This window comes from Pseudogemmobacter sonorensis (genome assembly GCF_042762395.1).
GTDB lineage: Bacteria > Pseudomonadota > Alphaproteobacteria > Rhodobacterales > Rhodobacteraceae > Pseudogemmobacter > Pseudogemmobacter sonorensis.
The window spans coordinates 1-24758 of the sequence record NZ_JBEFZE010000005.1 but is presented as its reverse complement, the minus strand read 5'-3'; the positions used below and the strand labels follow the sequence as shown (position 1 = coordinate 24758).

The 24758-nt window shown below is 66.2% G+C and carries 27 protein-coding genes; 23 read left to right on the top strand and 4 right to left on the bottom strand.

What is annotated here, in order from left to right; all coding sequences use genetic code 11:
- Positions 1–3: 3 nt before the first annotated feature.
- From ABNX41_RS05455 to ABNX41_RS05400, 12 genes are all read left to right on the top strand, one after another.
- The gene (locus ABNX41_RS05455) at positions 4–438 is read left to right on the top strand and encodes a cupin domain-containing protein (protein ID WP_438668711.1); all 435 of its coding nucleotides are present in this window, start codon (positions 4–6) and stop codon (positions 436–438) included.
- Positions 435–1286 (top strand): nitrilase-related carbon-nitrogen hydrolase, encoded by an 852-nt coding sequence (locus ABNX41_RS05450; RefSeq protein WP_438668710.1) that lies wholly within the window; start codon positions 435–437, stop codon positions 1284–1286. Before ABNX41_RS05455 ends, ABNX41_RS05450 begins: the two co-directional genes overlap by 4 nt.
- 30 nt (positions 1287–1316) lie before the next feature.
- Positions 1317–1913 (top strand): SRPBCC family protein, encoded by a 597-nt coding sequence (locus ABNX41_RS05445; RefSeq protein ID WP_438668709.1) that lies wholly within the window; start codon positions 1317–1319, stop codon positions 1911–1913.
- 115 nt (positions 1914–2028) lie between these two features.
- Positions 2029–2901, top strand: coding sequence for a branched-chain amino acid ABC transporter permease (locus tag ABNX41_RS05440; protein WP_438668708.1), 873 nt, complete (start codon positions 2029–2031; stop codon positions 2899–2901).
- A 12-nt stretch (positions 2902–2913) separates the two neighbouring features.
- Positions 2914–3897 carry a branched-chain amino acid ABC transporter permease gene (locus ABNX41_RS05435; RefSeq protein WP_438668707.1) on the top strand — a complete coding sequence of 328 codons (984 nt, stop codon included), beginning with the start codon at positions 2914–2916 and terminating at the stop codon, positions 3895–3897.
- Positions 3897–4652 carry an ABC transporter ATP-binding protein gene (locus ABNX41_RS05430; RefSeq protein ID WP_438668706.1) on the top strand — a complete coding sequence of 252 codons (756 nt, stop codon included), beginning with the start codon at positions 3897–3899 and terminating at the stop codon, positions 4650–4652. Before ABNX41_RS05435 ends, ABNX41_RS05430 begins: the two co-directional genes overlap by 1 nt.
- A 46-nt stretch (positions 4653–4698) precedes the next feature.
- Positions 4699–5955 (top strand): ABC transporter substrate-binding protein, encoded by a 1257-nt coding sequence (locus ABNX41_RS05425; protein WP_438668705.1) that lies wholly within the window; start codon positions 4699–4701, stop codon positions 5953–5955.
- A 59-nt stretch (positions 5956–6014) separates the two neighbouring features.
- A complete protein-coding gene (locus tag ABNX41_RS05420; RefSeq protein ID WP_438668704.1) occupies positions 6015–6728 on the top strand; it encodes an ABC transporter ATP-binding protein in 714 nt (237 codons plus the stop codon).
- Positions 6729–6978: 250 nt separating this feature from the next.
- Positions 6979–7830, top strand: coding sequence for a cyclase family protein (locus ABNX41_RS05415; RefSeq protein WP_438668703.1), 852 nt, complete (start codon positions 6979–6981; stop codon positions 7828–7830).
- Between the two features lie 137 nt (positions 7831–7967).
- Positions 7968–8507 carry a carboxymuconolactone decarboxylase family protein gene (locus tag ABNX41_RS05410; protein ID WP_438668702.1) on the top strand — a complete coding sequence of 180 codons (540 nt, stop codon included), beginning with the start codon at positions 7968–7970 and terminating at the stop codon, positions 8505–8507.
- Entirely contained in the window at positions 8504–9451 is a 948-nt protein-coding gene (locus tag ABNX41_RS05405; protein WP_438668701.1) for a quinone oxidoreductase family protein, read from the top strand. Before ABNX41_RS05410 ends, ABNX41_RS05405 begins: the two co-directional genes overlap by 4 nt.
- A gap of 40 nt (positions 9452–9491) precedes the next feature.
- Complete coding sequence (locus ABNX41_RS05400; protein WP_438668700.1) at positions 9492–10496, top strand: XdhC family protein; 1005 nt, start codon at positions 9492–9494, stop codon at positions 10494–10496.
- Positions 10497–10506: 10 nt separating this feature from the next.
- Here ABNX41_RS05400 and ABNX41_RS05395 read toward each other — a convergent pair whose 3' ends face one another.
- Positions 10507–11127: an HD domain-containing protein gene (locus ABNX41_RS05395; RefSeq protein WP_438668699.1), complete on the bottom strand. Its 621-nt coding sequence runs from the start codon at positions 11125–11127 to the stop codon at positions 10507–10509.
- 293 nt (positions 11128–11420) lie between these two features.
- Between ABNX41_RS05395 and ABNX41_RS05390 the strand changes: the two genes are divergently transcribed.
- Genes ABNX41_RS05390 through ABNX41_RS05380 form a run of 3 tightly spaced genes read left to right on the top strand, consistent with a single transcriptional unit; the run spans position 11421 to position 13950 of the window.
- Positions 11421–12392, top strand: a complete 972-nt coding sequence (locus ABNX41_RS05390) for an ABC transporter substrate-binding protein (protein ID WP_438668698.1) — start codon at positions 11421–11423, stop codon at positions 12390–12392.
- On the top strand, positions 12389–13189 hold the full coding sequence (locus ABNX41_RS05385) for an ABC transporter ATP-binding protein (RefSeq protein WP_438668697.1): 801 nt from the start codon (positions 12389–12391) through the stop codon (positions 13187–13189). Before ABNX41_RS05390 ends, ABNX41_RS05385 begins: the two co-directional genes overlap by 4 nt.
- The gene (locus tag ABNX41_RS05380) at positions 13186–13950 is read left to right on the top strand and encodes an ABC transporter permease (RefSeq protein WP_438668696.1); all 765 of its coding nucleotides are present in this window, start codon (positions 13186–13188) and stop codon (positions 13948–13950) included. Before ABNX41_RS05385 ends, ABNX41_RS05380 begins: the two co-directional genes overlap by 4 nt.
- Positions 13951–13999: 49 nt before the next feature.
- Here the strand turns inward: ABNX41_RS05380 and ABNX41_RS05375 are convergent, their stop codons facing one another.
- A complete protein-coding gene (locus tag ABNX41_RS05375) occupies positions 14000–14581 on the bottom strand; it encodes an NTP transferase domain-containing protein (protein WP_438668695.1) in 582 nt (193 codons plus the stop codon).
- A gap of 261 nt (positions 14582–14842) precedes the next feature.
- Here ABNX41_RS05375 and ABNX41_RS05370 point away from each other — a divergent pair, with 261 nt between their 5' ends.
- The 5 genes from ABNX41_RS05370 (at position 14843) to ABNX41_RS05350 (ending at position 20429) form a co-directional block, all read left to right on the top strand.
- Positions 14843–15880: an NADP-dependent oxidoreductase gene (locus tag ABNX41_RS05370; protein ID WP_438668694.1), complete on the top strand. Its 1038-nt coding sequence runs from the start codon at positions 14843–14845 to the stop codon at positions 15878–15880.
- A gap of 33 nt (positions 15881–15913) precedes the next feature.
- Positions 15914–16816 carry a VOC family protein gene (locus ABNX41_RS05365; protein ID WP_438668693.1) on the top strand — a complete coding sequence of 301 codons (903 nt, stop codon included), beginning with the start codon at positions 15914–15916 and terminating at the stop codon, positions 16814–16816.
- A gap of 45 nt (positions 16817–16861) precedes the next feature.
- Entirely contained in the window at positions 16862–17725 is an 864-nt protein-coding gene (locus ABNX41_RS05360) for a fumarylacetoacetate hydrolase family protein (protein WP_438668692.1), read from the top strand.
- Between the two features lie 78 nt (positions 17726–17803).
- Positions 17804–18730, top strand: coding sequence for a 3,5-dioxohexanoate:acetyl-CoA acetone transferase (kce, locus tag ABNX41_RS05355; RefSeq protein ID WP_438668691.1), 927 nt, complete (start codon positions 17804–17806; stop codon positions 18728–18730).
- Between the two features lie 43 nt (positions 18731–18773).
- Positions 18774–20429 (top strand): bifunctional 3-(3-hydroxy-phenyl)propionate/3-hydroxycinnamic acid hydroxylase, encoded by a 1656-nt coding sequence (locus tag ABNX41_RS05350; protein WP_438668690.1) that lies wholly within the window; start codon positions 18774–18776, stop codon positions 20427–20429.
- A 46-nt stretch (positions 20430–20475) separates the two neighbouring features.
- Here the strand turns inward: ABNX41_RS05350 and ABNX41_RS05345 are convergent, their stop codons facing one another.
- Both ABNX41_RS05345 and ABNX41_RS05340 read right to left on the bottom strand, forming a co-directional pair.
- Entirely contained in the window at positions 20476–21162 is a 687-nt protein-coding gene (locus ABNX41_RS05345) for a GntR family transcriptional regulator (RefSeq protein WP_438668689.1), read from the bottom strand.
- 271 nt (positions 21163–21433) lie between these two features.
- Complete coding sequence (locus tag ABNX41_RS05340) at positions 21434–22078, bottom strand: AAA family ATPase (protein WP_438668688.1); 645 nt, start codon at positions 22076–22078, stop codon at positions 21434–21436.
- 133 nt (positions 22079–22211) lie between these two features.
- Between ABNX41_RS05340 and ABNX41_RS05335 the strand changes: the two genes are divergently transcribed.
- From ABNX41_RS05335 to ABNX41_RS05325, 3 genes are all read left to right on the top strand, one after another.
- Positions 22212–22436 carry a LysR family transcriptional regulator gene (locus ABNX41_RS05335; RefSeq protein ID WP_438668687.1) on the top strand — a complete coding sequence of 75 codons (225 nt, stop codon included), beginning with the start codon at positions 22212–22214 and terminating at the stop codon, positions 22434–22436.
- Between the two features lie 420 nt (positions 22437–22856).
- Positions 22857–23810, top strand: coding sequence for a cation diffusion facilitator family transporter (locus ABNX41_RS05330; protein WP_438668686.1), 954 nt, complete (start codon positions 22857–22859; stop codon positions 23808–23810).
- Positions 23807–24463 carry a TetR/AcrR family transcriptional regulator gene (locus tag ABNX41_RS05325; RefSeq protein WP_438668685.1) on the top strand — a complete coding sequence of 219 codons (657 nt, stop codon included), beginning with the start codon at positions 23807–23809 and terminating at the stop codon, positions 24461–24463. Before ABNX41_RS05330 ends, ABNX41_RS05325 begins: the two co-directional genes overlap by 4 nt.
- Positions 24464–24758: the final 295 nt, after the last annotated feature.

Genomic DNA, 24758 nt, shown 5'->3' with positions numbered 1-24758 from the left:
ATCATGGCAATCCGTGTTTTCCATCGCGATCACCCCACGCTGCGCCTGCCCCTGATCTCCAAGGACGCGCGTTTCGTGATCTGGCCGGGCACCGATGCCTGGAACGCCAACCTGAACTATGTGGTGCTGGAGCCGGGCGAGGCCAATGTCCCCCATGTCCACCAGATTTCCGAAGACACGATCTTCATCCTGTCGGGCAAGGGGACGGCGGTCGACTACACCAACGACCTCTCGCTGCCCTTCCATGCGGGCTGCCTGGTCCATGTGCCGGTCGGCGTGAAACACGCGGTCCATGCCGATCTGGGCGAGCGGATCGTCAGCGTCGGCGGGCCCGCCCCGGCCGATGTGCCCCTGCTGCGAAAGGCGGGCGCCCTGGCCCCCGATGCCGAGGTGCCCGCCGGTTTCTGCGCCGACCTGCCGCAGGAGGCCGCGCAATGAGCGGATTCGGGGTCTCGGCCGTCCAGTTCGGAGCGGTGCCCGGAGACCCCGGCGCCAACCGCCAGCGCATCGCCCAAGCGATCCGCGCCGAGGCGGCGGCGGGCGCGAAGCTGATCGTCCTCCCGGAGCTGGCCGTCGGCGGCTATCATCTGGACGCCGCGCGCCTGCGCGCCGCCGCCGAACCCGCCGAGGGCCCCACCGCGACCCTTCTGCGCGGGCTGGCCGCCGAACAGGGCGTAACGCTGGTCTGCGGCTTTTGCGAGGCGGATGGGGACAGGCTCTTCAATTCCGCCATGCTGGTCACGCCTTCGGGCGCGCTGGCGCTCTATCGCAAGCTGCATCTTTTCGACGGCGAGAAAGAGATCTTCACCCCCGGCGACAAGGGCCTGGTGGTGGCCGAGACCCCGGTCGGCCAGATCGGCCTGTGCGTCTGCTACGACCTGCGCTTCGTCGAGATGGCGCGGGGGCTGGCCCTGCTGGGCGCCGATCTCCTGGCCGTGCCGACGGCCTGGGTCGGCGGCTTCGACAAGGCGCCGCGCGACGAGGGCGGCTTCATCGGCCAGGCGCGCGGCGCCGTGGTGCAGGCCAATCTCAACCAGTTGCCGATGGTCTGCGCCTCGCAATCGGGACAAAGGGACGACATGCGCTTTCTGGGCGCCTCGCTGGTCGTCGACGCCTGGGGCGCCTGCCTTGCCGGGCCGATGGAAGAGGATGCGGAGGGCGCCGCCCGGGCGGTGCTGGACCTTGAGCGGATCCGCGCGGCGCGGCGACGCTCGGAGCGCGTCCGCCCCCGCGAGGATCGACGAACCGACGTATACGGGCTGAGCGTCAACGGGCGCAGCTACTGACCAAACCACCAAGGAAGTGGATAACAAAAAATGAAACTCCAACAGGAATTCGTGCTTTCCAGGCCGCGTGACCAGGTCTGGGCCTTCTTCAACGATGTTCCCGCCGTGGCCGCCTGCCTGCCCGGCGCCGAATATCTGGGCCAGGCCGACGACGGCAAGCACACCGGCAAGATGTCGATGAAGGTGGGCCCGTTCCAGGCCAGCTTCGAAGGCGAGGCCGAGGTGAACTACGATGCCGCCGCTCACAAGGTCGCCATGACCGGCAAGGGCGTGGACAAGAAGGGCGCCTCGCGCGGCAAGATGGTCATGGATTGCGGCATCCTTGACGAAGACGGCAAGACCCGTGTCGTCGTGGACGCCGATGTGCAGCTTTCGGGCGCCATCGCCCAATTCGGCCGTACTGGCATCATCCAGGAAATCGCCAGCGTTCTGATCTCGGATTTCGTCCGCAACGTCGAGGCGGCGCTGCCCGACGCATCGGCCCCGGCGCAGAGCGCCGACCCCACCGCCCAGACCTCCGCCGCCGCGCCCCGTCCCGCCCCTGCCCCCCGTCCGATCGGCGGCACGCGGATCCTGTGGCTGACCGTCAAGAACATGATCGCCAAGCTTTTCCGCCGCGCGGCCTGAGCCACGCGCCCGATACCGCCTGTAGGCCGACCGGGCCGGAAATCCGCACAGAAGACCCTGCCGCAGACACAACCCTGTTGTGCTGGACGGCCTCGCTTTGACCTGGGGGATCCCGATGGACGTCTTAACCTTTGGCCTGATTTCGGGGAGCATCATCCTCCTTTCATCGGTCGGCTTCGCCATGATCGTGAAAGTCGAGGGCTTTCTGAACATCGCCCATGGCCAGATGCTGCTTTTCGGAGCCTATATCGGCCTTTTCTTCTCGGGCTATTACGACCTGCCGCTGCCGGTGACCGCCCTCATGGCCAGCCTGGCGACGGGGGTTCTGGGCACCTTGTGCTACGGGCTTCTGTTCCGTCCGGTGAAATCGCGCGGGACGCTCGTGCTGCTTTTCACCTCGGTCGGCGCGGCCTACATGATCCACGGCATCACCGGCGCCATCGCAAGCACGCGGATGCTGGCCTACGACTTGCCGCCCACCCGGGCGATCCGCATTTTCGGCCAGCCCTTCATGACGAAATACGAGCTGGCAACCGTGATCCTGGCGCTGGTCCTGGCGCTCGCGGTCCATCTCTTCATGGCCCACACCCGTGCCGGGAAAGAGATCCGCGCCGTTTCCGACAATGAGGAACTGGCCCGCGCCCGCGGCATCGACCCGGTGCGCTCGTCCTATCTGGTGTGGTTCGTGGCCTCGTCCCTGGGCGGGCTTGCCGGGGTCTTGCTGGGGATCATGGGCTCGCTGCATCTGGGCATGGGCTGGCAGCAGATCATCATCATCCTTGCCACCACCGTCCTGGGCGGCATCGGCAGCATCTACGGCGTCATGCTTGCCGCCTTCGTCCTGGCCTTCGGCATCGAAATCGGGCTGCTGTTCGTCGAGCCCTCGTATCGTTCGGGCATCGCCTTCCTCATCATCATCGTCGTGCTTCTGGTGCGGCCGCAGGGGCTTCAGTCCCTCTGGGGCGGCGGCAAGATGCGCACCCATTAAGGAGCCGGGTCCATGGAAGGCATTCTTCTCTTCGCCGTCAGCATCGGAACCCTTGCCGCGATCTACGGCATGGTCACGCTGGCCCTGAACCTTGAAACCGGCACCGGCCCGCTGTGGGATCTGGGGATCGTCTCCTTCGTCGGCATCGGCGCCTATACCTATGTGGTGCTGACCACCGGGCCCGCGGCCTCCTACCAGCATTACCTTTACGGCTTCGGCCTGCCGATGTGGGTGGGGATGATCGGGGCCGCCGTCGCCGGGGCGATCGCCGCCTGGCTGATCGGCCTGCCCTCCCTGAAGCTGCGCAAGGAATATTTCCTGATCGTCACCCTCGCCTTCGCCGAGGTGCTGCGCCAGATCTACATCAACGAGGACTGGCTGACCAACGGCGTGGCCGGGATCTACGGGCTGGCCCAGCCGTTCCGCGGTCTCGTCGAGCCCAGAAGCTACGGCTACGTCCTGTTCGGGCTGTCGATCGCGGGCCTTCTGGCGATCTGGTATGCGACGCGGATGATCTCGCTTTCGGCCTTTGGCCGGGCCTGCAAGGCCCTGCGCGAGAACGAGGCGCTGGCGATCACCGCCGGGGTCGACCCCAGCCGGACCTCGATGGTGCTCTATGTCCTTGCGGGCGCGATCTCGGCCGTCGCGGGGGTGTTCTTCGTCTGGTACAACACCCTTGTCGTGCCGGGGCAGTTCACCTCGGACCTGACCTTCTTCGTCTGGGCCGCGCTGATCATCGGCGGCGTCGGCAGCAGCCGGGGCGCGCTGTTCGGAGCCTTCGTCTTCATCCTGCTGCACGATTCCCTGCGCTTCCTGCAGGTGTCGGGCGAGACGGCGGTGGCGCTGACCTCGCTTCGCACGGCGCTTGTGGGCCTGGTGCTGATCCTGATCCTGCGCTTCCGCCCCGACGGCCTTTTCCCCGAAACCCGGGTCATTTTCAACCTGCCGCGCCGCGCGACTGCCGCAGACGCGGCCCATTCGAAAGGGCAGCCGTGATGCTAGAGGTCCGCAACGTCTTTCTCTACTACGACGGGGTCTGCGCGGTGAACGACATGAGCCTGGATGTCGCCGAGGGCGAGATCGTCGGCCTGATCGGCACCAATGGCGCGGGGAAGACCTCGCTCTTCAACGTGATCACCGGCTTCGTCCCGGCCAGCAAGGGCAGCGTGGGCTTCCTTGGCCGCGACGTGACCCGCCTCGGCGCCGCGCGGATCGCCAAATCGGGGATGCTGCGCACGTTCCAGACCCCGGTCGGCTTTCCGAAGATGACCGTGATGGAGAACATGCTGGTCTTTTCGCGGGCCGATGCGCTGGCGCGCCCCTCGATCTTCAGGGGCTCGTCGCCCGCGAGCGCGGTTCTGGACGAGGCGATGGAGTTTCTCGACATCTTCGGCCTGGCCTCGAAAGCCTCGGAATGGGTGCAGGACCTGGCCGCGCCCGAGCTGAAGATGCTGGAATTCGCCCGCGCGATGATGGCGCATCCGAAGATGCTTTTGCTGGACGAGCCCGCCGCGGGCGTGAACCCCGCGCTTCAGGGCGATCTGGTGCAGCATATCGGCGCGCTCAGGCGGCGCGGCGTCACCTTCCTTGTCGTCGACCACAACCTGCGCTTCATCCGCGACATCTGCGACCGCTCCTACGCCATGGCGGACGGGCGGCTGATCGCCAGCGGCGATACGGCGGATGTGCTGAACAACCCCGACGTGATCCGGCTCTACCTTGGCGGCAAGGCCGGCGAAGAGGCGGCATAAAGCCGCGACAAAGACCACCAATAAACAGCAACAGAGGAGTTAAATCATGACCAGAAGCTTTGGAACCCTGTCCAGACGCGCATTGCTTGGCGGCGCGGCGGCGCTTGGGCTTGCGCTGTCGGCCCCGGCCGCGATGGCGCAAGAGGGCGAGATCAAGCTTGGCCTTCTGATCGGCCTGACCGGCGACATGGGCCCCTGGGCGCCCGCCCTGAACAACGCCGCCGTCCTCGCGGTCGAGGAAATCAACGCCGCCGGAGGCCTCCTGGGCCGTCCGGTGCGGCTGATCGCCGAGGACAACAACTCGACCGTCGCGGGCGCCATGCGCGGCGCGACCAAGCTGGTCAGCGTCGATGGCGTCTCGGCCATCATCGGGCCGGAAAGCGATCCGATCCTGGGCCTGCGCAGCTATGCCAAGGACAATGCGGTCCCGGTGATCTCCACCTCGGCCGGGACCGAGGCGCTCGACAAGGCCGGCGGCACCGGCACCTTCATCTACCGCACCAATGCCTCGGACAGCTTCCTGGGCGTGGTCCATGCGAAACTGCTGCTGGACGAGATGGACCAGAAGGAAATCGTGCTGGTGGTCGAGAACCTCGAAGGCACGATGTCGGGCGCCAATACCTTCAAGGCGGCTTACGAGCGTCTCGGCGGCACCATCGTCAAGGAGGTGGTCCTTGCCCCCGGCCAGTCCAGCTATCAGGCCGAGGTGCGGGCGGTGGCCGACACCGATCCGTCCATGGTCTTTCTTGCGGTGGGCCAGACGGCGGGCGTGAATTTCGTCAAACAGGCCTATCAGCGCGGCTACGACTGGAAATACTGGGTCACCGCCGAGTTGCAATCCCCGGATTTCGTCAATGCCGCGGGCGTCGACATCGTCAAGGGCGCGATCAACCCGGTGTCCAGCCAGGTCGAGGATTCGCCAAGCTGGGGGCGGTTCTCGGACGCCTATGAGGCGCGCTTCGGCGAAAAGCCCGAACCGGGCTTCTATCAGGCCGAAACCTACGACGCCTTCATCGCCGTCGCCCTGGCCATCGAGGCGGCGGGCGATGCCTCGGGCGCTTCGGTCGATGCCTATCTGACCCAGGTCTCGGGCCCCGAGGGCACCAAGGTCATCTCTTTCGAAGAGGGCCGCGCCGCGCTTCAGGCCGGTGAGGACATCGATTTCGAAGGCGCCTCGGGCTCGCTCGATTTCGACGAATTCGGCAATGTGACCATCCCGGCCACACGGATGCTTCAGATCGCCGAGGACGGAAGCTGGCAGACCATCAAGGTCATCGATTCCTCGAACTTCCCGGCGAACTGACCGCCCGTTCCCGCCCCCCTTTCGCGGGGGGCGGGCCACGTCCCTACGGAGATCCGCCCATGGCCACCCAGATGAAGATCGAGAACCTGACCGCCGGCTATGGCAAGCTTGCCGTGCTGCACGACATCTCGCTTGAAATCCGCGAAGGCGAGATGCTTTCGCTCATCGGTCCGAACGGGGCCGGAAAGACCTCGCTGACCCGGGCGATCATGCGCCAATGCGCGATCATGTCGGGCCGGATCACCTTCGAGGGCGAGGTCATCAGCGCGATGCCGACCCATCGCATCGCAGCCCTTGGCATCGGCTATGTGCCGCAGTCGCGCAATGTGTTCCGCTCGCTCACCGTGCAGGAAAACCTTGAGATGAGCGCCTCCCTGGTCCCGGCCTCGCGCAAGGCCCGCGCCATCGACGAGGCCTATGAGCGTTTCCCCCGCCTGACCGAGCGGCGCCGCCAGCTTGGCAGTTCGCTTTCCGGGGGCGAGCGCCAGATGCTGGCGATTTCCTCGGCGCTGCTTATGAAGCCCCGGCTTCTGGTGCTGGACGAGCCTGTCTCGGGCCTGTCCCCGGGCATGACCGACGAGGTCGCGAACGGCATCGCCGCCATCAACCGCAGCGGCGTGACCGTGCTCTGGGTGGTCGAGGAGAACCCCCAGCAGATCATCGGCCTGTCGGATTCTGTCGCGGTGATGTCCACCGGAACGATCCGCCTGCACCAGCCCGCCGCCGAGATGCTTCGGGCCGAAAACTTCCGCGAATTGTTCCTGGGCGTGTGAGGCCTTCCATCAGGATAAAGTTCCGGGTCCCGTGCCCGCCAGACAGAAAACCGTAGCGGCGAAGAACCCGCGCCATCACCCTTCTGGTTTCAATGGGAAAAATGGACATATGCGAAATTTCCGGTCGAACCCGCATCGAAATCTCGGGAAATCCGGGAAAATAATTGTATATTATTAAATATTCTTGTCAACTCGGCTCAACCAATCCCGGGGCCGCCAACCGGGCCGACCCCGTCCAAACGAAGGAACGATGATGAAGATCACCGACATGACCCATCTGATGAATGCCCATACGCCGGGCTGGGTCGGCTATGCGGGCAACAAGATGTATTACGCGCAGAACCTGCAGACGAAGCAGATCGTCGCGCAGCGCATCGACATCGCGCTGCACACCGGCACCCATATCGACGGCGCGATGCATGGCACCGACGGCATGGGCGACATGGCCTCCTACGCGATGGACTTCCTTGTCGGCCCGGGCGCGGTCGTCGACATCTCGGAGCATATGGACGACTGGGCGGTGATCACCCCCGCGATGATCGAATCCGCCCCGGTCGAGGTCAGGGAAGGCGACATCCTGATCCTGCACACCGGCTGGCACCGCTACTGGGAAGGCAAGCCCCAGCAGGATCTGGTGAAATATTTCTGCATGCATCCGGGCGGCAAGATCGAGCTGCTGGAATGGATGCTGGACAAGAAGATCAAGTGGTTCGGCATCGACGCGGGTTCGGGCGACCATGCCATGAACACCTCGATCCGCCACATGCGCCCCGACCTTGCCAAGAGGTTCGAACAGAAGGTCGGCATGACCTGCGACGAATTCTTCGGCGACTATTCCTTCACCCATGCCCGTTCGGGCCGCGAAGTGGTCGAGAACATCTTCCCCTTCCACGCCTATGGTTTCGACCGCGGCCTGATCCATGCCGAGAACGTCGGCGGCGACATCGAACTGTGCCTGAACAAGCGCGGCGTGATCGGCGCCTATCCGATGCGCTACGACGGGCTGGAAGCCAGCCCCTGCCGCATCCTGCTGATGGAGGACATCGAGGAAAAGGTCGAGGCCGTCGGCAATGTCGCCAAGGCGATCTTCGACCGCCGCTGAGGCGCGAGTCTCCCCGCCCCCGCGACGTGTCTTCCTGCAACGCGGGGGTTACTTCGCCGGATCGAAGCGTGCCATGTTTCGATCCGGTATTTTCTTCGTTCCGTCCCCTGGCGGCCTGACCTCGGAAAGACCCCGCGATGCTGATTGGCGAGACCGATCTTCAGAAGATGCTTCCGGCCCAGAAGGCCGCCCACGACCTGATCGCATCGGGTCCGCGCGGCTCTGTGCCCTATCCGTTCCTGGCCATGCTGGACGCGCCGAAATTCGCCGAGGCGATCCAGGGCGTGGGCGAGGCGATCCGCTATCACGGCACCCTGGACGACCGGCTGCGCGAGATCGCGATCTGCGCGGCGGGGGCGGCCTATGGCTCGGGCTATGAGTGGAACTACCACGACGAGATCGCGGTGAAGCTCGGCATGACCCCGGCCGAACGCCAGGGCATCCTCGACGGCTCGGGCGAGGGGCTGGCCGAGGCCGAGGCGCTTTGCGTGCGCTACATATTCTCGGCCATCCGCGACCGCGCCGCCGACCAGGCGCTGCTTGCGGGCCTTGTCGCCGCCTATGGCCGCGAGGCCGCGACCGAACTGACCGTGATCGCGGGCTATTATCCCCTGCTCGCGCTGTTTCTCAGCGCGGGCCAACTCGACCGCCCGCTGCCCGAAAGGATCACGCCATGAGCGCACAGATGAACGCCGCCCGCCTTGATGCGGCGGGGACGCCGGTCTTCGGCACCATCGACCGGCCCACCGCCGAGCTTCCGGGCGTCCCGGTCGAGGTCAGTCTGGCCGGGGTCAATCCGATCGACATCTTCCTTGCCACCCAGCCCGGCGCCGGTTTCCCCCGCGTTCCGGGCAGCGAGGGGGTGGGCCTCGCAAATGGCGCGCGGCATTACTTCTCGGCTGTGCCGGGGCGGTTCGGCTCGATGGCCGAGGCCTCGCTCGCCCAGCCCGAGCGGCTTTATCCGGTGCCGGACGGTGTCTCGGACGAAACCGCCATCACGCTCGGGATCGGCGGGCTGACGGCTTACCTGTCGCTTACCGACAGCGCGGCACTGCAAAAGGGCGAAACGGTTCTGGTGCTTGGCGCCAGCGGCGTGGTCGGCGCGCTTGCGGTGCAACTGGCCAAGCATCTCGGGGCCGGGCGCGTGATCGCCGCGGCCCGCAATGCCGACCGGCTGGCCGAGCTTGCCGGTCTGGGCGCGGACGAGACGGTGCGGATCCTGGACGAGGACACGCCGCAAAGCCTGGCCGAGCGGTTCCGCGCGGCCAGCGGCGGCAAGCTCGACGTCATCATCGACCCGGTCTGGAGCGTACCCGCCGTCGCCGCGCTGATGGCCGCGACCCGGGGCGGGCGCCTGGTGCAGCTTGGCCATTCCGCCGGATTGTCGGTGCCGCTGGCGCCCGCCTTCATGCGCGGGACCGGGGCGGCGATCCTTGGCTATTCCTCAAGCATCGCCGCCCCGGAGGTGCGCCGTGCCGCTTATGCCAGCCTGTGCGACCATGCGCTTGCGGGCGACCTGCGGCAGGCGACCGAGATCGTGGCGCTGTCCTCGGTCGCCGAGGCCTGGGACCGCCAGAAGGCTTCGCCGCATGTGAAACTGTGCCTCGACGTGCGGCGCTGAACCGCCCCGGCCAGCAGCCCCCCGGCAAAGGATGGAGAGGATGCGCCTGCCACCCCTTCCAGACGGCCAGAACGCCGCCGGGGCGCCCGCCCCGGCCGCACCCGCTCCGGTCACACCCGCTCCGGTCACACCCGCCCCGGTCACCCATGTCACGATCCGCGCCAGCGACCTGCCGCTTGAGAAGATCGAGGCGCCGCAGGCGCTGGCGCTGATCCGCCGCACCATCGGCCCCGCCTATCGCCCGGTCGGCGCGGCCATGGTCTTCGCTGTGGACGGCGGGTTCACCGGCAACCTGTCGTCGGGCTGCATCGACGCCGATATCGCGCTGCATGCCCGCAAGGTCATCGCCTCGGGCACCGCGCTTGACCTGCGTTATGGCGACGGCTCGCCCTTTCGCGACCTGGAACTGCCCTGCGGCGGCGGTCTCGACATCCGCATCCTGCCGCTCACCGGGGCGCAGGGGTTCGAGGCCCTGCGGCGGCGCATACTCGCGCGCGAACCGGCGGATCTGTGGGTCGGGCCCGACCGGCTGTCGACCCGCGCCTTTCGCGGTGCCGACCTGCATCTGCGGATCAACCCGGACATCCGCTTCGTCACCTTCGGCAAGGGGCCCGAGGCGGTGGCCTTCGCGCGGATGACCGCGGGCGCAGGATATGAGACCTTCCTCTCCTCGCCCGACGAGGAAACCCTGGCGCTGGCGGGGCGTGACGGGATCCGCAATCTGCCCTTCCCGCACCACGGGGCCCGGCGGGCCGACCTGCCGACCGACCGCCATACGGCGGTGACGCTGTTCTTCCACGATCATGATCTTGAGCCCGAGATCCTGGCCCAGGCACTGAGGACCGAGGCCTTCTACATCGGCGCCCAGGGCAGTCGCCGCACCGCCGAGCGCCGGGCCGAGCGGCTGCACGCGCTTGGCGTCGATGCGGCGGCACTGCAACGGCTGCGCGGCCCGATGGGAATCATCCCCTCGACGCGCGACGCCCGCACCCTTGCGGCATCGGTGCTGACCGAAATCCTGGCCGAATCCCTCGCCATCGACTGAGGGGAGCGCCTCAGCCCGCCGGGCCGAAGAAGCCTTGCGCCTCGGCATCCGCGATCAGCGCGCCGACAAGATCGGCCAGCGCCGGGATGCCCTCGGCGATCACGGCCATCCCCTCGCGCACCTGTTCGGGCCGCACCCCCCGGCGCTGCCACATCCGGCCCCCGGTGTGCCAGGCGTGAAGCAGCGGCTGCAACCGGTCGAGCGCGCGGGCGAACCGGGCGTCCGGGGTCTCGCGCGCCTCGAACTCCAGCCATAACGCGCGCAGCTCCGCCCCGGTCTCTGCGGGCAAGAGGCCGAAGATCCGCTCGGCCGCGCGCATTTCGCGCGCGACCCGCGCCGCATTCGCGCTCGCGTCATAGGCATAGCTGTCGCCCGCGTCGATCTCGACCAGGTCGTGGATCACCACCATCCGCATCGCCCGCGCCGGATCCACCCCACCGGGCGCGAACCCAGCGAAGGCCATGACCATCAGCGCCAGTTCCCAACTGTGCTCGGCATCCGTCTCCTGCCGCGAGCCATCGACCAGGAAGGTCTGGCGAACAATGGATTTCATCCGGTCCGCCTCGGCCAGGAAGGCCAGCGTGCCGTGCAGGCGCGGATCCGAGGTCAGATGCAGGAAGGGATCGGACACGCGCTGACCTTTCAAGGCGTCTGCCACGAAAATGGGCGGAAACGGCCCCCTCGTTATAGAGCGGGTGAACTTATTTTGAATATATCAAATATTATTTGCCAAGTGTAAACGCACCGCTACATTCGGGCTCAGGTTCTGATTCCCGACGCCTTCACCCGACGCATGATACCACGGGCCCCAAGGCAAGAGACAAGCCGAAGAACCTATGGACAGCCAATTATAAAGGACATTTCAACGGCCGTCTCTTGCAAGAAAGCGCGTGCCTTGATTCGTCCATGCAACAGGAGACAGCCATGGAACGCCGCAGCTTTCTTGCCGGTGTCATTTCAACACCACTCATCATGGCCCGCCCCACCCTTGCCCAGGCGGCAGAGCCGATCAAGGTCGGCGTCTTCCCGGTCGGCGCGGCGCTGCCCTATTTCGTCGCGCTCAGGCGCGGCTATTTCGCCGATGAGGGGCTGGCGCCCGAGACCGTGCTCCTGAACACGCCCGCGCTGATCGTCCAGTCGCTGGTCTCGGGCGAAATCGAGGCGGCGGCGAATCTCGTCTCGCTGGAGGGCGCGAATATCAACGCCCGCCGTCCGGGCACCGCGCATTACATCTCGCTCGTCGGGCAGAACAGCGAACATGTCTTCGAGCAGTTCGTGGTCCGCGCCGATCATCCCGCGCAAAGCCTTGCCGATCTGAAGGGCGCGCGGCTGTTCACCTCGCCCGGGCCCGCCAATATCGCCACCGCGAAGGCGATCCTGGCCGAGGTGGGGCTGGCGGACGGCACAGACTACCAGATGCAGGAACAGCAGCTCGGGGTGCAGATCGGCGCGCTGCAATCGGGGAATTTCGACGGCGGCTACACGCTGGAGCCGATCGCGACCGCGATGATCAAGGCCGGGATCGCACGGCGGATCGAGGCCGGGGTGATCTCGACCTATCTGCTGAAAAAGCCCGAGGCCGATACCTATGCCGCGGGCGCCGTGGTTTCCGGCGCGCTGCTGGAGGGCAACCCCGACAAGGCCGAACGCTTTGCCCGCGGCTGGTTCCGGGGCATGGCGGATGTGCAGACCGACCCGACGGTGCGCGACTATCTGGTCTCGGACATGAACGTTCCCGAAGCGGTCAAGGACGAGGTGCCGCTGGCGCATTTCGTCGCCGTCCGCGACCTGACCGAGGAACAGATCGCCGATTTCCAGGCCTTCATCGACATCGGCGTCTCGTTCGGCGTGGTGCCTTCGGCGGTCGATGTGACGACCATGGTGGCGGCGCTGTGAGATCTGCCCGGATTGCCGAGGTCGCCCCCGAAGGGGCGGCCGAACCGGCCCATATCTCGATCCGGGGGCTGGTGAAGCGGTTCGACAAGGTCACGCTTTACGACGGGTTCGACCTCGACATCGCGCGCGGCAGCTTCGTTTCGATCTTCGGCCCCAACGGCTGCGGGAAAAGCACGCTGATCAACATGGCGGCCGGGATCCTGCCAATGGACGGCGGATCGGTGCTTTATGGCGGCAAGACCGTCAAGGACACAAGGATCGGCTATGTCTTCCAGAACTACCGCGAGGCGGTCTTTCCCTGGCTGCGGGCCATCGACAATATCGCCTATCCGCTGAAATTCCTGAGGCTCGGCAAGGCCGAGCGCGAAACGCGGATCGAGCGCATCCTGGCCGGGTTCGACGTCAAGATCGACCTCAACCGCTATCCCTACGAGATGTCGGGCGGCCAGCAGCAGCTCGTCTCGATCATGCGCGCCATGGTGATCGAGCCCGAGGTGCTGTTCCTGGACGAACCCTTCTCGGCGCTGGATTACGAAATGACCATGTTCCTGCGCGAGCGCCTGCAACATGCCTTGAGCGCGCAGAAGGTGACCACGCTTCTGGTCTCGCACGATCTCGACGAGGCGGTGCATCTCGCAAACGAGGTGCTGCTCCTGACCAAGAAACCCACCCAGGTCGCGGCCCGGCTGCGCTTCGACGCCCCCCGCCCCAGGACCGAAGAGACCAGCATCTCGCCCGAGTTCATCCGGGTGAAGGGGGAAAGCCTGCGGATCTTCCGCGAGGAGGTGCGCAAATGAGCCCCGCGAAACTCTTGTCCCATCTGCAACCCCTTGTCGGAACCGTGGTCCTGCTAGCGGTCTGGTGGCTGGTCTCGGCGCTGAACATCGTCGATCCGATCCTGCTGCCCTCGCCCTGGGCGGCGATCCACAGCTTTGCCACCGACCTGTTCGGCGGCACGCTCTGGACCGATTTCTGGCGGACCATCGTGCGGACCTCGTGGTCCTTCGCGCTTGCGACCGTCGTCGCCGTGCCGCTGGGGATCCTGCTGGGGGCCTCGGAAAGGGTCTATCGCTCGGTCGAGTTCCTGATCGACTTCTTCCGCTCCACCCCGGCCTCGGCGCTGTTTCCGCTGTTCCTGGTGCTGTTCGGCACGGGCGAATTGTCGAAGATCGCCGTGGCGGCCTTCGGCGCGGCACTGGCGATCCTGTTCAACGTGGCCTACGGCGTGATCAATGCGCGCAAGACCCGGCAGTTGGCGGCGCGGGTGATGGGGGCCTCGCCCCTGCGGGTCATGATCGATGTGACGCTATGGGAATCGATGCCGCAGACCTTCGTCGGCATGCGCAGCGGGATCTCGATCGCGCTGGTGATCGTCATCGTGGCCGAGATGTTCATCGGATCGACCGACGGGCTGGGCCAGCGGATCATGAATGCGCAGATGATCTTCGACATGCCCAGGATGTATGCCGCGATCCTGGCGGCGGGCCTGCTGGGCTATGCGCTGAACCTTATGTTCCTGTTCGTCGAACGCCGACTTGTGCACTGGGCCGGGAAATAGGCCCGAAAGACAGGCGCGGCGGCGCGAAAGCAGCCCGCGGCACGGGCAATCAGCCCGCGTCGGGGGCGTCGATATCGGCGGGGCGGTCGATATCGCGGGCCTGCTCGGGCGTCAGCGCCAGCAGGGCACTTTCGGGCAGGGTAGCCAGGAAACGCCGCGCCCCCCGGTCGCCCTCGGCCCCTTCGCGCGCGGCGGCATAATCGCGGGCCAGCAGCAGCATCGGCGGCATCCGCACCCCCTCGGCCAGGCAGGCGGCCGAGCCATCCATCCCGCGCAGCCGCCGCAGCAGATCCACGGGCAGGTTGGGCATGTCGCCAAGGCAGATCAAGAGCCGCGCCGCGCCGGTCTCGCGCGCAAGGTCGATGGCGCGGCGGAACGAGACCGCCATCGGCTGATCCGGTTCGACGAAGACCCCGGCAAAGCCTTCGGGCAAGGCGGCGGCCACACCGGGCGAGGAGACGATCGCCGCCAGCCGGTCGCAACCCGCCGCGCCAAGCGCGCGCGCGGCCCGCACGACCAGCGGCGCCCCCCCATAGGATGCCAGCAGTTTGTCATCGGGCCCGAACCGGCGCGAAGCCCCCGCCGCAAGCAAAACGCCAAGGCAATCCGTCTTCTCTGCGATCCCGGCCATTCTGGCGGCTCCGGCTGATGTGGGTCCGCCGCCCGGATCGGGCGCGCGCAGGACAAGGACATTCCCGCCGCCGACCGCCCTGTCAAGCGCGGGCAGGCCCTCGCCCCGGCCCGACACCCGCACAGGCGCCCCATGGACGACCACCGCAAGGCCATTCCAGCACAGGCTGTCGGTCAAAATAATATATTAAGTTTACTGTAATCTACTTTTATGTCATAAAGGCCGCATGGCTTCCACGTCAGGATTCTGGGAGGAAAGCAGATGCGCGGCAATCGGCAGGTCCATCTCGTTTCGAGGCCGGGAAACGGCCCCGAGCTAGGGAATTTCGCCCTGTGCGACAGCGTCATCGCCGATCCCGGCCCGGACGAGTTGCTGCTTAGGACGCTCTGGCTGTCGCTCGATCCCTATATGCGGGCCCGGATGTATGAGGGGCGCAACTACACGGCTCCGGCGGCGCTGGACCAGCCGATGCAGGGATCGACCGTCGCCCGGGTGGTCGCAAGCCGCCACCCTGATTTCACCGAGGGCGACATCGTCGAAAGCGCGCATGGCTGGCAGGAATACGCTCTGTCGGACGGAAGCGGGCTGCGCCGGATCGACCCGGCGCTGGCGCCGGTGCAGACCGCGCTCGGCGTGCTCGGGATGCCGGGCCAGACCGGATATACCGCGCTGGTCCATCACGGGCGCCCGCAGCCCGGAGAGACCGTGGTGGTCTCGGCCGCCTCGGGCGCGGTGGGCTCGGTGGTGGGACAGGTGGCCCGCAAGATGGGCGCGCGGGCGGTGGGGATCGCGGGCGGCATGGCGAAATGCCGCTATCTGACCGACGACCTCGGCTTCGACGCCGCCGTCGATCACCGCGCCCCCGATTTCGCCGCCGCGCTGGCGGCGGCCTGCCCGGACGGGGCGGACATCTACTACGACAATGTCGGCGGGCGGGTGTTCCGCGCGGTGCTGCCGCTGATGGCGGATCGGGGCCGGATCCTTGTCTGCGGCACGATCTCGGTTGATCGCGATGCGCCTGCGGGCAACGACGGCAGCGGCCCGGCGCAGGACCTGCTGAACGCCGCGCTGGTGCGGCGGCTGGCGCTGCGGGGCTTCGTCTATACCGACCCCGAGCTGATGGAACGTGCGCCCGAGTTTCGGGCCCGCGTCGGCGGCTGGATCCGCGACGGATCGCTGCGCTGGCGCGAGCATGTCGTCGAGGGGCTGGAAGCGGCGCCGGAAGCCTTCTGCGGCCTGTTTCGCGGCGAGAACTTCGGAAGGCTTCTGGTGCGCCTGGCCCCGGGGGAGACCGCCTGACGCGCGCCGAAACCGCATGAGAGGGAGGAGATCATGCAAAAACCCTTCGACCCCAAGGTATTCCAGCTTGGCTATGTGACGATTGAGACGCCGGACCTTGCCCGCGCCGCCGCGCATTGGGCCGAGACGATGGGCCTTGTGGAAACCGCCCGGGGCCATGAGGGCGAGTTGTTCCTCTCGGTCGGCTACGAGCATCACAACCTGGTCCTGCGCGAAAGCACCGGAAAGGCCATCGGTAATCTCGGCTTCCAACTGAAACCCGGCACCGATCTGGCCGCTTTCCTGAAGGAGGCCGAGGAATACGGCATCGGGGGCCGGATCAAGTCCGACAGCCAGCCCGGCCTGGGCGCGCTGGTGGAGCTTGACGGCCCCGGCGGCCTTACCCTGCAATTCTATACCGACATCGAGGCCCCCGCCCCCGGGTTCAGCGGCAAGGGCGTTGCGCCACTGCGCCTGGGCCATGTCGCGGTGATCAATTCCGAGGGCCGGAAGCTGATGAAATTCTTCGAGGATTTCCTCGGCTTCTGGTTCACCGACACGATCGAGGGGATCGCGAATTTCTACACCTGCAACCGCGACCACCATGTGGTGAACTTCATCGAAGCCCCCGAGAACCGCTTCCACCATATCGCGTTCGAGTTGAAGGACACCTCGGCCCATGCGATGGCCGCGGATCTGCTGCGCGCGCGGGGGGTGAAGCAGGAATGGGGCCCGGCCCGGCATGGCGCCGGACACAATCTGGCGGGCTATCACATGGATCCCGACCGCGTGCTGATCGAGCTTTACACCGAGATGGACGTCTTCATCCCGGAACTGAACATGTGCGAGGCGCGGCCCTGGCACGAGCATTACCCGATGCGGCCACGCGACTGGAAGATGTCCGAACTCAATGCCTGGGGGGCCGATTTCGTCTACGAACTCGGCCGCGCCGAATAGCCGGACGCGCGCGCGGCGAACGTTGCGAAAAGGAAAGGAAACCCAATGAAACTGATCCGTTATTCCCGTGACGGCGCCCCCCCGGAAATCGGCCTTCTCTTCGACGCAAAGGTCGTGCCGCTGGCGGCTGTCCTGCCCGATGCGCCCGGACGGATGATGGAGGTCGTCGCGGGCTGGGACGGGATCGCGCCCGCCCTGGCCGGGGCCGGGGGTGCGACGGGATTCGCGCTGGCCGAGGCCCGCATCCTCTGCCCGCTCGAAGCACCGGAAAAGATCCCGGCCATCGGCCTCAACTACGCCGATCACATCGAAGAGGCGCGGCATCTGGGCCTGACCATCCCAACCGAGCAGGTCTGGTTCTGCAAGCAGCCCAGTTGCCTCAACGGCCCGTTCGACGGAATCGAGATGCCGAAGGTGTCGGACAAGCTCGACTATGAGGTCGAGCTTGTGGCCGTGATCGGCAAGGGGGGGCGCCACATCACGCGCGAGGAAGCGCCGTCGCGCATCTTCGGCTATATGGTCGGCAACGACGTCAGCGTACGGGACTGGCAGACAAGAACCCCGCAATGGATGATGGGGAAAAGCTTCGACACCCATGGCCCGGTGGGCCCGGCGATCGTCACCTCGGACGAAATCGGCGACCCCCACCGGCTGGCGATCCGGTCCTATGTCAACGGCGAGCTGCGGCAGAATTCCAACCTGAAGCATCTGGTCTTCAACGTCTGGGACCAGGTCGCGGAGCTCAGCCAGGCGATGACGCTCAAGCCCGGCGACCTGATCTTCACCGGCACGCCGGGCGGCGTGGGCCTGGGCTTCAACCCACCGAAATTCCTGCAGACCGGCGATGTGGTGCGCTGCGAGATCGAGGGGATCGGCGCCATCGAGAACCGGGTCGTGGCCGAGGCCTGATTCACGGCCCGATCCAGTGCCCGCGCGATCCCGCAGAAAACGGGCCCGCGCGGGAACACCGCCAGGAGGAGGAAAGCCATGGCGCGGAAAACCATCATCAGTTGCGCCATCACCGGCAGCATCCATACCCCGGGCATGTCGCCCCATCTGCCGATCACCCCGGACGAAATCGCCCGTTCCGCCATCGAGGCCGCCCGGGCAGGGGCCGCGATCATCCATCTTCACGCCCGCGATCCCGCCGACGGCAGGCCGGTCCAGACCCCCGAGGCCTTCATGGAATTCCTGCCCCGCATCCGCGAGGGCACGGATGCGATCCTGAACCTGACCACCGGCGGCGCCCTGGGCATGGCCATGGAGCAGCGCCTTGCCCCGGCGCGCGCGGCGGCGCCCGAGCTTGCCTCGATGAACATGGGCTCGTTCAATTTCAACATCTCGGGCGCGGTGCGCGCGCTCAAGACGGCGCCGCATGACTGGGAGCGCCCTTATCTTGAAGGCACAAGGGACATGATCATGTCCAACACCTTCACCCAGATCGAACGCGCGATGCGCGAACTGGGCGAGATCGGCACGCGGTTCGAATTCGAATGCTACGATCTGGGCCATCTCTACAATCTCGCGCATTTCGCGGATCAGGGGCTGATCCGGCCGCCCTTCTTCATCCAGGGCATCTTCGGCATCCTGGGCGGGATCGGGCCGGACCCGGAGAACCTGATGGCGATGAAAACCACCGCCGAGCGGCTGTTCGGCGCGGATTGCCTGTTCTCGTGCCTTGGCGCCGGGCGCCACCAGATGCCGCTCGTGACGATGAGCGCGATCCTCGGCGGCCATGTCCGCGTCGGGCTGGAGGACAACCTCTACCTTGGCAAGGGAGAACTCGCCCCCTCGAACGCCGCCCTGGTCGCCCGGATCCGCCGCATCCTGGAGGACCTCGGCCATGAGATCGCCTCGCCCGACGAGGCGCGCGCGCTCTTGCGGACCAAAGGCGCGGCGGCGGTGAACTTCTGACCGCGCCCACCATGTTCGATTTCTGACTTCTGGGAGGAAGGTCATGTCCGAAAAGCAAACGCAAACCGATTTCGACGTCATCCAGATCGGCTACGGGCCGGTCAGCAAGGTCTCGGCCCTGCTGCTCGACCGGCTGGGCTGGCGGGTCGGGGTCTTCGAACGCTTCGGCGAGTTCTATCCGCTGCCGCGCGCGGTCTGCATCGACCACGAGATCTTCCGCGACCTGCATGCGGCGGGCCTTGGGCAGGTGGCCGACAAGGCGACCGATCCCGCCCCGGCCTATCGCTGGATGAATGCGGAATGGCAGGAGTTGCTGACCATCGACTGGACCCAGGGCTCGGTCTCGGGCGGGACCGAGGTCAACTTCGTCCACCAGCCGACCTTCGAACTCTCGCTGCATGCCGAGGCGCTGCGGCGGCCCCGCATCTCTCTGAATTTCGAGCATGAATATCTTGGCCTCACCCAACATGCCGATCACGTCGAGGTGCGGGTGCGCGACACCGCCACCGGCCGGGAAAGCCGCCATACCGCCCGCTATGTGATCGGCATCGACGGCGCCAATTCGCGTGTGCGCGAACAGCTTGGGATCGGCCGCACCGACCTGGGCTTCGAGGCCGACTGGCTGGTGGTGGATTTCGCGCTGAAGGAGGGGCTGACATGGCGCGATCTGGGCATCGTGGAATGCGGCCAGTGGTGCAATCCGAAACGTCCGACCACCATCGTTCCCGGCGGCACCGGAGACGGGCGGGTCTATCGCCGCTGGGAGTTCATGCGCCTGCCGCACGAAAGCCGCGAAGACATGGCCCGGCCCGAGAAGGTGCGCGAATTGCTGGGCGACTGGATCAAGCCGGAGCAGGGCGATCTGGTGCGCCACGCGGTCTATACCTTCCGCTCGCTGGTCGCCGACGAATGGCGGTGCGGGCGGGTGCTGCTTGCGGGCGATGCCGCGCACCTGATGCCGCCCTTCATGGGCCAGGGCATGTGCGCCGGGCTGCGCGACGTCTGGAACCTTGGCTGGAAGCTGGACCGGGTGCTGGCGGGCCGGGCGGACGAGGCGCTGCTCGACAGCTACCAGCCCGAACGGCGCCCCCATGTGATCAAGATCATGGAGGCCTCCATGTTCCTCGGCTCGATCATCTGCATTCCCGACGAAGGGAAGGCCGCCGAGCGCGACGCGATGTTCCTTTCCGGCGATCCCCCGGCGATGGCGCCCTTCCCCATCCTGACCGACGGCTTCCTGGCCCGCGACGCCTCGGGCGCCGTGATGGCCCCGGCCGGAGAGCTTGGGCCGCATGGCACCGCCCGGCTGCGTCGCCGGACCGATCGGTTCGACAGGCTGATCCCGCCCAATTTCACCCTGCTCCTGGACGGGGGCTTGAACGGGGGCATCGACGCCGATGCTCTTTCCCCCGCCGGGCGCGCGGTGCTGGAGGGATTGGGCGCGCAGATCGTGGAGGTGCGCGGAAAGACCGAGGCCCGCGACGACCAGATCGCCGATACCCAGGGCCAGATCCTGCCGTTCATGCGCGCGCGCGGCGTCGCGGCGCTGGTGGTCCGGCCGGATTTCTATCTGTTCGGCGGGGCGAAGGATGCGACCGGGCTTGAGGCGGTTCTGGCCGATCTCGGGCGCCAGGCGCAGGCCTTCGGACTTCTGGACAGCCGTTTTGCGGCCACCAGCCGACAGGCGGAACCGGCCTGATCCCGGGACCGGATCGCGGCTGGTGGGAGAGGGCGGAAGGCCACGATCAGCCCTCGCCGCCGCGCGGCGCCACCCCGGTTTCCAGCAGGATCTTGCGCGTCATTCCCAGATGGGCGCGCAGCGCCTCGACCGCCGCGGCCTCATCGCGCGCGATCGCCTTTTCGGCGATCCTGCGGTGCTCGGCGGCAAGGTCCCGCCGCCCGCCGTCATGGGAAACCGTCGCCACGCGGTAGCGTTCGGACTGGACGAAAAGCATCTCGCGCAACTGCAGCAGCCAGGGGCTGTCGCAAGCCGCCACCAGCGCCGCATGAAACCGCGTATGCGCGGCGTTCCACGCCGGATTGACCCGGCTTTGGTCCTGCGGATCGATGATCGGCAGCCGCGACATCTCGAATTGCGCGGCGACGATCCCGCTTTCCCATTTCAGATCACCGTTGCGGATGGCGCGGCTCAGGCATTCGCTCTCGATCAAGAGGCGGGTCTCGGTTAGGTCGTCAAGCTCTTCGGCGGAAAGACGGGCGACACAGTATCCCTTGTTGGTCTCGGCGGTGACCAGCCCCTCGGAGCCAAGGCGGGACAGCGCCTCGCGCACGGCGCCAAGGCTGAAGCCAAGCTCGCGCACCAGATCCGAGATCTTGATCCGTTGCCCCGATGCGAAGCCCCCACCCAGAATGTCCGCGCGGATCCTGTCATAGGCCTGCGCGCTCAGGCTCGGTCCCGATGTCTTGGCCATTAAGGGGCCCCTCAAGCCACGCCGAATGATCGGCGGATTGCCGACCATGGCTCATTTATATGGATTAAAGGCATTTGTGCAGATGAAATCCGGCAAGATCGGCATGGAAGATTCGTAATCGCCCCCTTCGACACCTGCGTGTCCCGGCGGGGAGACCGGGACGCGCGGGGAAGCGAACGCGCCGCATCCGCCCCGCGCGCCTGCGGCCCAGACGCCATCCCTCCCCTGCCCAGCCAAGTCATAATCCTGATACGCCCGCCCGATACTGCGCCTATTGCAACTGCTGCGGGTCGCCGACCAGCACGACCTTTGCGCCAACTTCGGCGGCATGGGACAACACGCGCTCCAACTGGCGGGTGCCGACCATGCCCGCCTCGTCGATGACAAGTACATCGCGGCTGGTGAGCATGTCGCGGCCCTGCTGCCAGCCGTGTTCCATACTGGCGATGGTGCGCGATGCGATGCCCGATCCGGTTTTGAGATTTTCCGCCGCGATGCCGGACAGGGCCACGCCGCGAACCTCAAAGCCCGCCGCTTCCCATGCCTCACGCGCAACGCCGAGCATGGCGCTCTTTCCTGTTCCGGCATAACCGACGACAATGCCAAGATCGCGCCCGTCCGTGACATGCGCCAGCGCGCTGGCCTGCTCGCCCGACAGGACAAGGCCGCGTTGTCCGGCTCGTTCAAGTGCCGCCTGTCTGTCGGCCTCGTTCACGTCATGGCGTTCCCGCTCCGCCATCATCTGGACCGCGCGATGGAGCCGCTGTTCAGCCTCGATCATGTCGCGGGTGGTGAACCGATCCTCGCCACGTCCGTCCTTGCCAAGCTCGACCAGATCGGGCGAGCCGCGCATCGCGCCCATGACTTCGTTGAACTGGTCGATGCCGTCACTGTGCCGATGCGCGAACATCGCCATGTCGCGCCGCTTGCAGTCCACCACCTGGCAACGCTGTCGGGTCCACTTCCAGTGCAATGACGCCAAGATAGGGCTGTAGGAATGTTTCGATTATCCGCTATAATCTGCGTGCCGATATTAGATGAGCTAATCAATGCCGGAAAACCTGCGCGATCTTCACGCCTTCGCCACGGTGGCCGAGGAAGGCAGCTTCACCCGGGCGGCGGCGCGGTTGGGCGTCTCGCAATTGGCGTTGAGCCAGACCGTCCGCGCGCTGGAGGAGCGGCTCGGCATGCGGCTCTTGTCGCGCACCACCCGCAGCATCGCGCCGACCGAAGCGGGGGAACGGCTGTTCCGGCGCACCCACCGGGCATTCTGAGTCGGGCGTGCCGAAACCACCAAGCATCACCATGACGCAAGCATGCGCCTGTACCGCGCGCGGCGGCCTCCCGCTCGCGGGAGGCCTGCGGTTTCGCAAGCGCGATGTTCGCCGGGAAACTACGTCAGATCCTGAAACTCCGCCGTAACCAGATCAGCCAGGACCGCCGCGCAGATCCGGGCGACATCGGCCACGCCGATGGCCGCCGCCCGGCACCCGCGCCCGTGGCTTCATCAGCGGGTTGAGCGACAGCCATGGCTCTTGCGGCAGCAAGCCGATCAGCGTCTTGACGCGCTAATTTCTACACCGTAGAGCTTCAGTCATACAGATACTTCTTTTCTCGCTGGCTCGACAGTCGGCGCCTTCCTTCCGCCGAGGTCCTGACACCCGAACCCGCGAGTCAAACGAGCCCCGCCGAAAATGAGCCAACACCTCCGCATCTTCGACCTGTCAGACGAACGTGGCGTCTTGCGAGCGTCGATCGCCGTGACCCTTGTCATTTCCAGTCTCGGCATCGGTTTCGGCCTGTTCTCCGGCTCTTTCTCCATCGTCTTCGATGGCGTTTACGCGCTGATCGACGCCAGCATGAGCCTCTTGTCGCTCGTTGCGGTCAACCTCATCACCTCCTACGCCGTTGCCGGGAACCTCTCGCGCAAGCTCAAGGAGCGTTTCTCCATGGGCTTCTGGCATCTGGAGCCGATGATCCTCGGCCTGAACGGCACGCTCCTCATCAGCGCGGCCGTCTACGCCTTCGTTACGGCAATCGGCAGCCTGCTGGAAGGCGGCCGCGATCTCGAATTCGGCTGGGCGATCGCCTATGCCGTGGTCACCGTCATCGCCTGCGCCGCGATCGCCATCGTCGAGGCCCGCGCCAATCGTGCGATCAAGTCGGAGTTCGTCCGGCTCGACATCAAAGGCTGGATCATGTCGGCCGGCATCACCGCCGCGCTACTGATCGCCTTCGTCATCGGTTTCGCCATTCAGGGCACGCAATGGCAGTGGATCTCGCCCTATATCGATCCGGCGGTGCTGGCGATGGTCTGCCTGCTCATCATTCCGCTCCCGATCTCGACCGTCCGGCAGGCGCTGGCCGATATCTTCCTGGTCACGCCGGTCGACCTCAAGCGGCATGTCGATGCGGTCGCGCGGGCTTTCGTGGAAAGGCACGGCCTCGTCTCTTATCGCGCCTATGTCGCGCGCGTCGGCCGGTCGAGGGAAATCGAGCTTTACTTCATCGCGCCGGCGGACGGCCCTGCGCGCACCATCGCCGAATGGGACGCGCTGCGCGACGAAATCGGCGATCTGATCGGCGGCGAAGGCCCGGACCGCTGGCTGACCGTCGTCTTCACCGGCGATCCAGAATGGGCCGAATGACCTCTGCGCCAGGGACCGCCCGTTTGCCCGTCGGCCCACGCGGTCTCTCGAAAGAGGCCATCACCCGCGCGGCGGTCGAACTGATGGAGGAACTTGGCGAAGGCGCATTCAGCCTGCGCAAGCTTGGCGAGCGCGTCGGCTGCGATCCGATGGCCATCCTCTACCATTTCAGGAACAAGGACGGCCTTTATCGCGCCATGGCCGACGCGATCACGGCCGAGCTTCCTCCGGTCGACCAAGCGAGGCCCTGGAACGACCGGCTGCGCCAGCATGCGCGGGATTACAGGACGCTCGCGCTCGGCCACCCCCACACCTTCGCACTGACACAGAAATTTCTGAACACTGGCGTGTCGGACTTCGCGCATATCGAGATGGTTCATGGCGCTCTCAAAGACGCGGGCGTTCCAGACACGGTTGCGCCGACCGTATGCCTTGCTTGGTATGCCAGCGTCATCGGGCTGTGCATGGCCGAGATCGGCGGGTTGATACGGCCAGCGCAAGCCGCCGAAATTGCCGAGATCGAGCGGCTGCCTCTCGATCGTTTTCCCAATCTAAGACAGCTCGCCACGTCATACGGCGCGCTCGATGCCGAGATCGTATTCGAGATCGCCAGCGATATGATGCTGGAAGGTATCCACGCGAGAACAAGATAGTCCCGCGGCGACCGACGCGATGCGCCGCTTTACCCCTGCCGTTTCCGCGGCTGGATAGGACAATTCGAAACGCGCGCGACGGAAGGCCCATTCATTGGTGACGTCGGCCGGAAGGTCCTCCAGCCAGCCCAGGCGACGTCCGGAGAAATGGCCGCAAAGCGTCATCAGTGTTGACCGGCGTGGAATAAGGACCCCGCTTCTGGGGTGATCGGCGTCCAAAAGGGACCCCACCGACCGGGGGTTGGGTCCATTGTGCCTTCGATAATTATCGGAGGCCGAGCACGGGATGCTGATC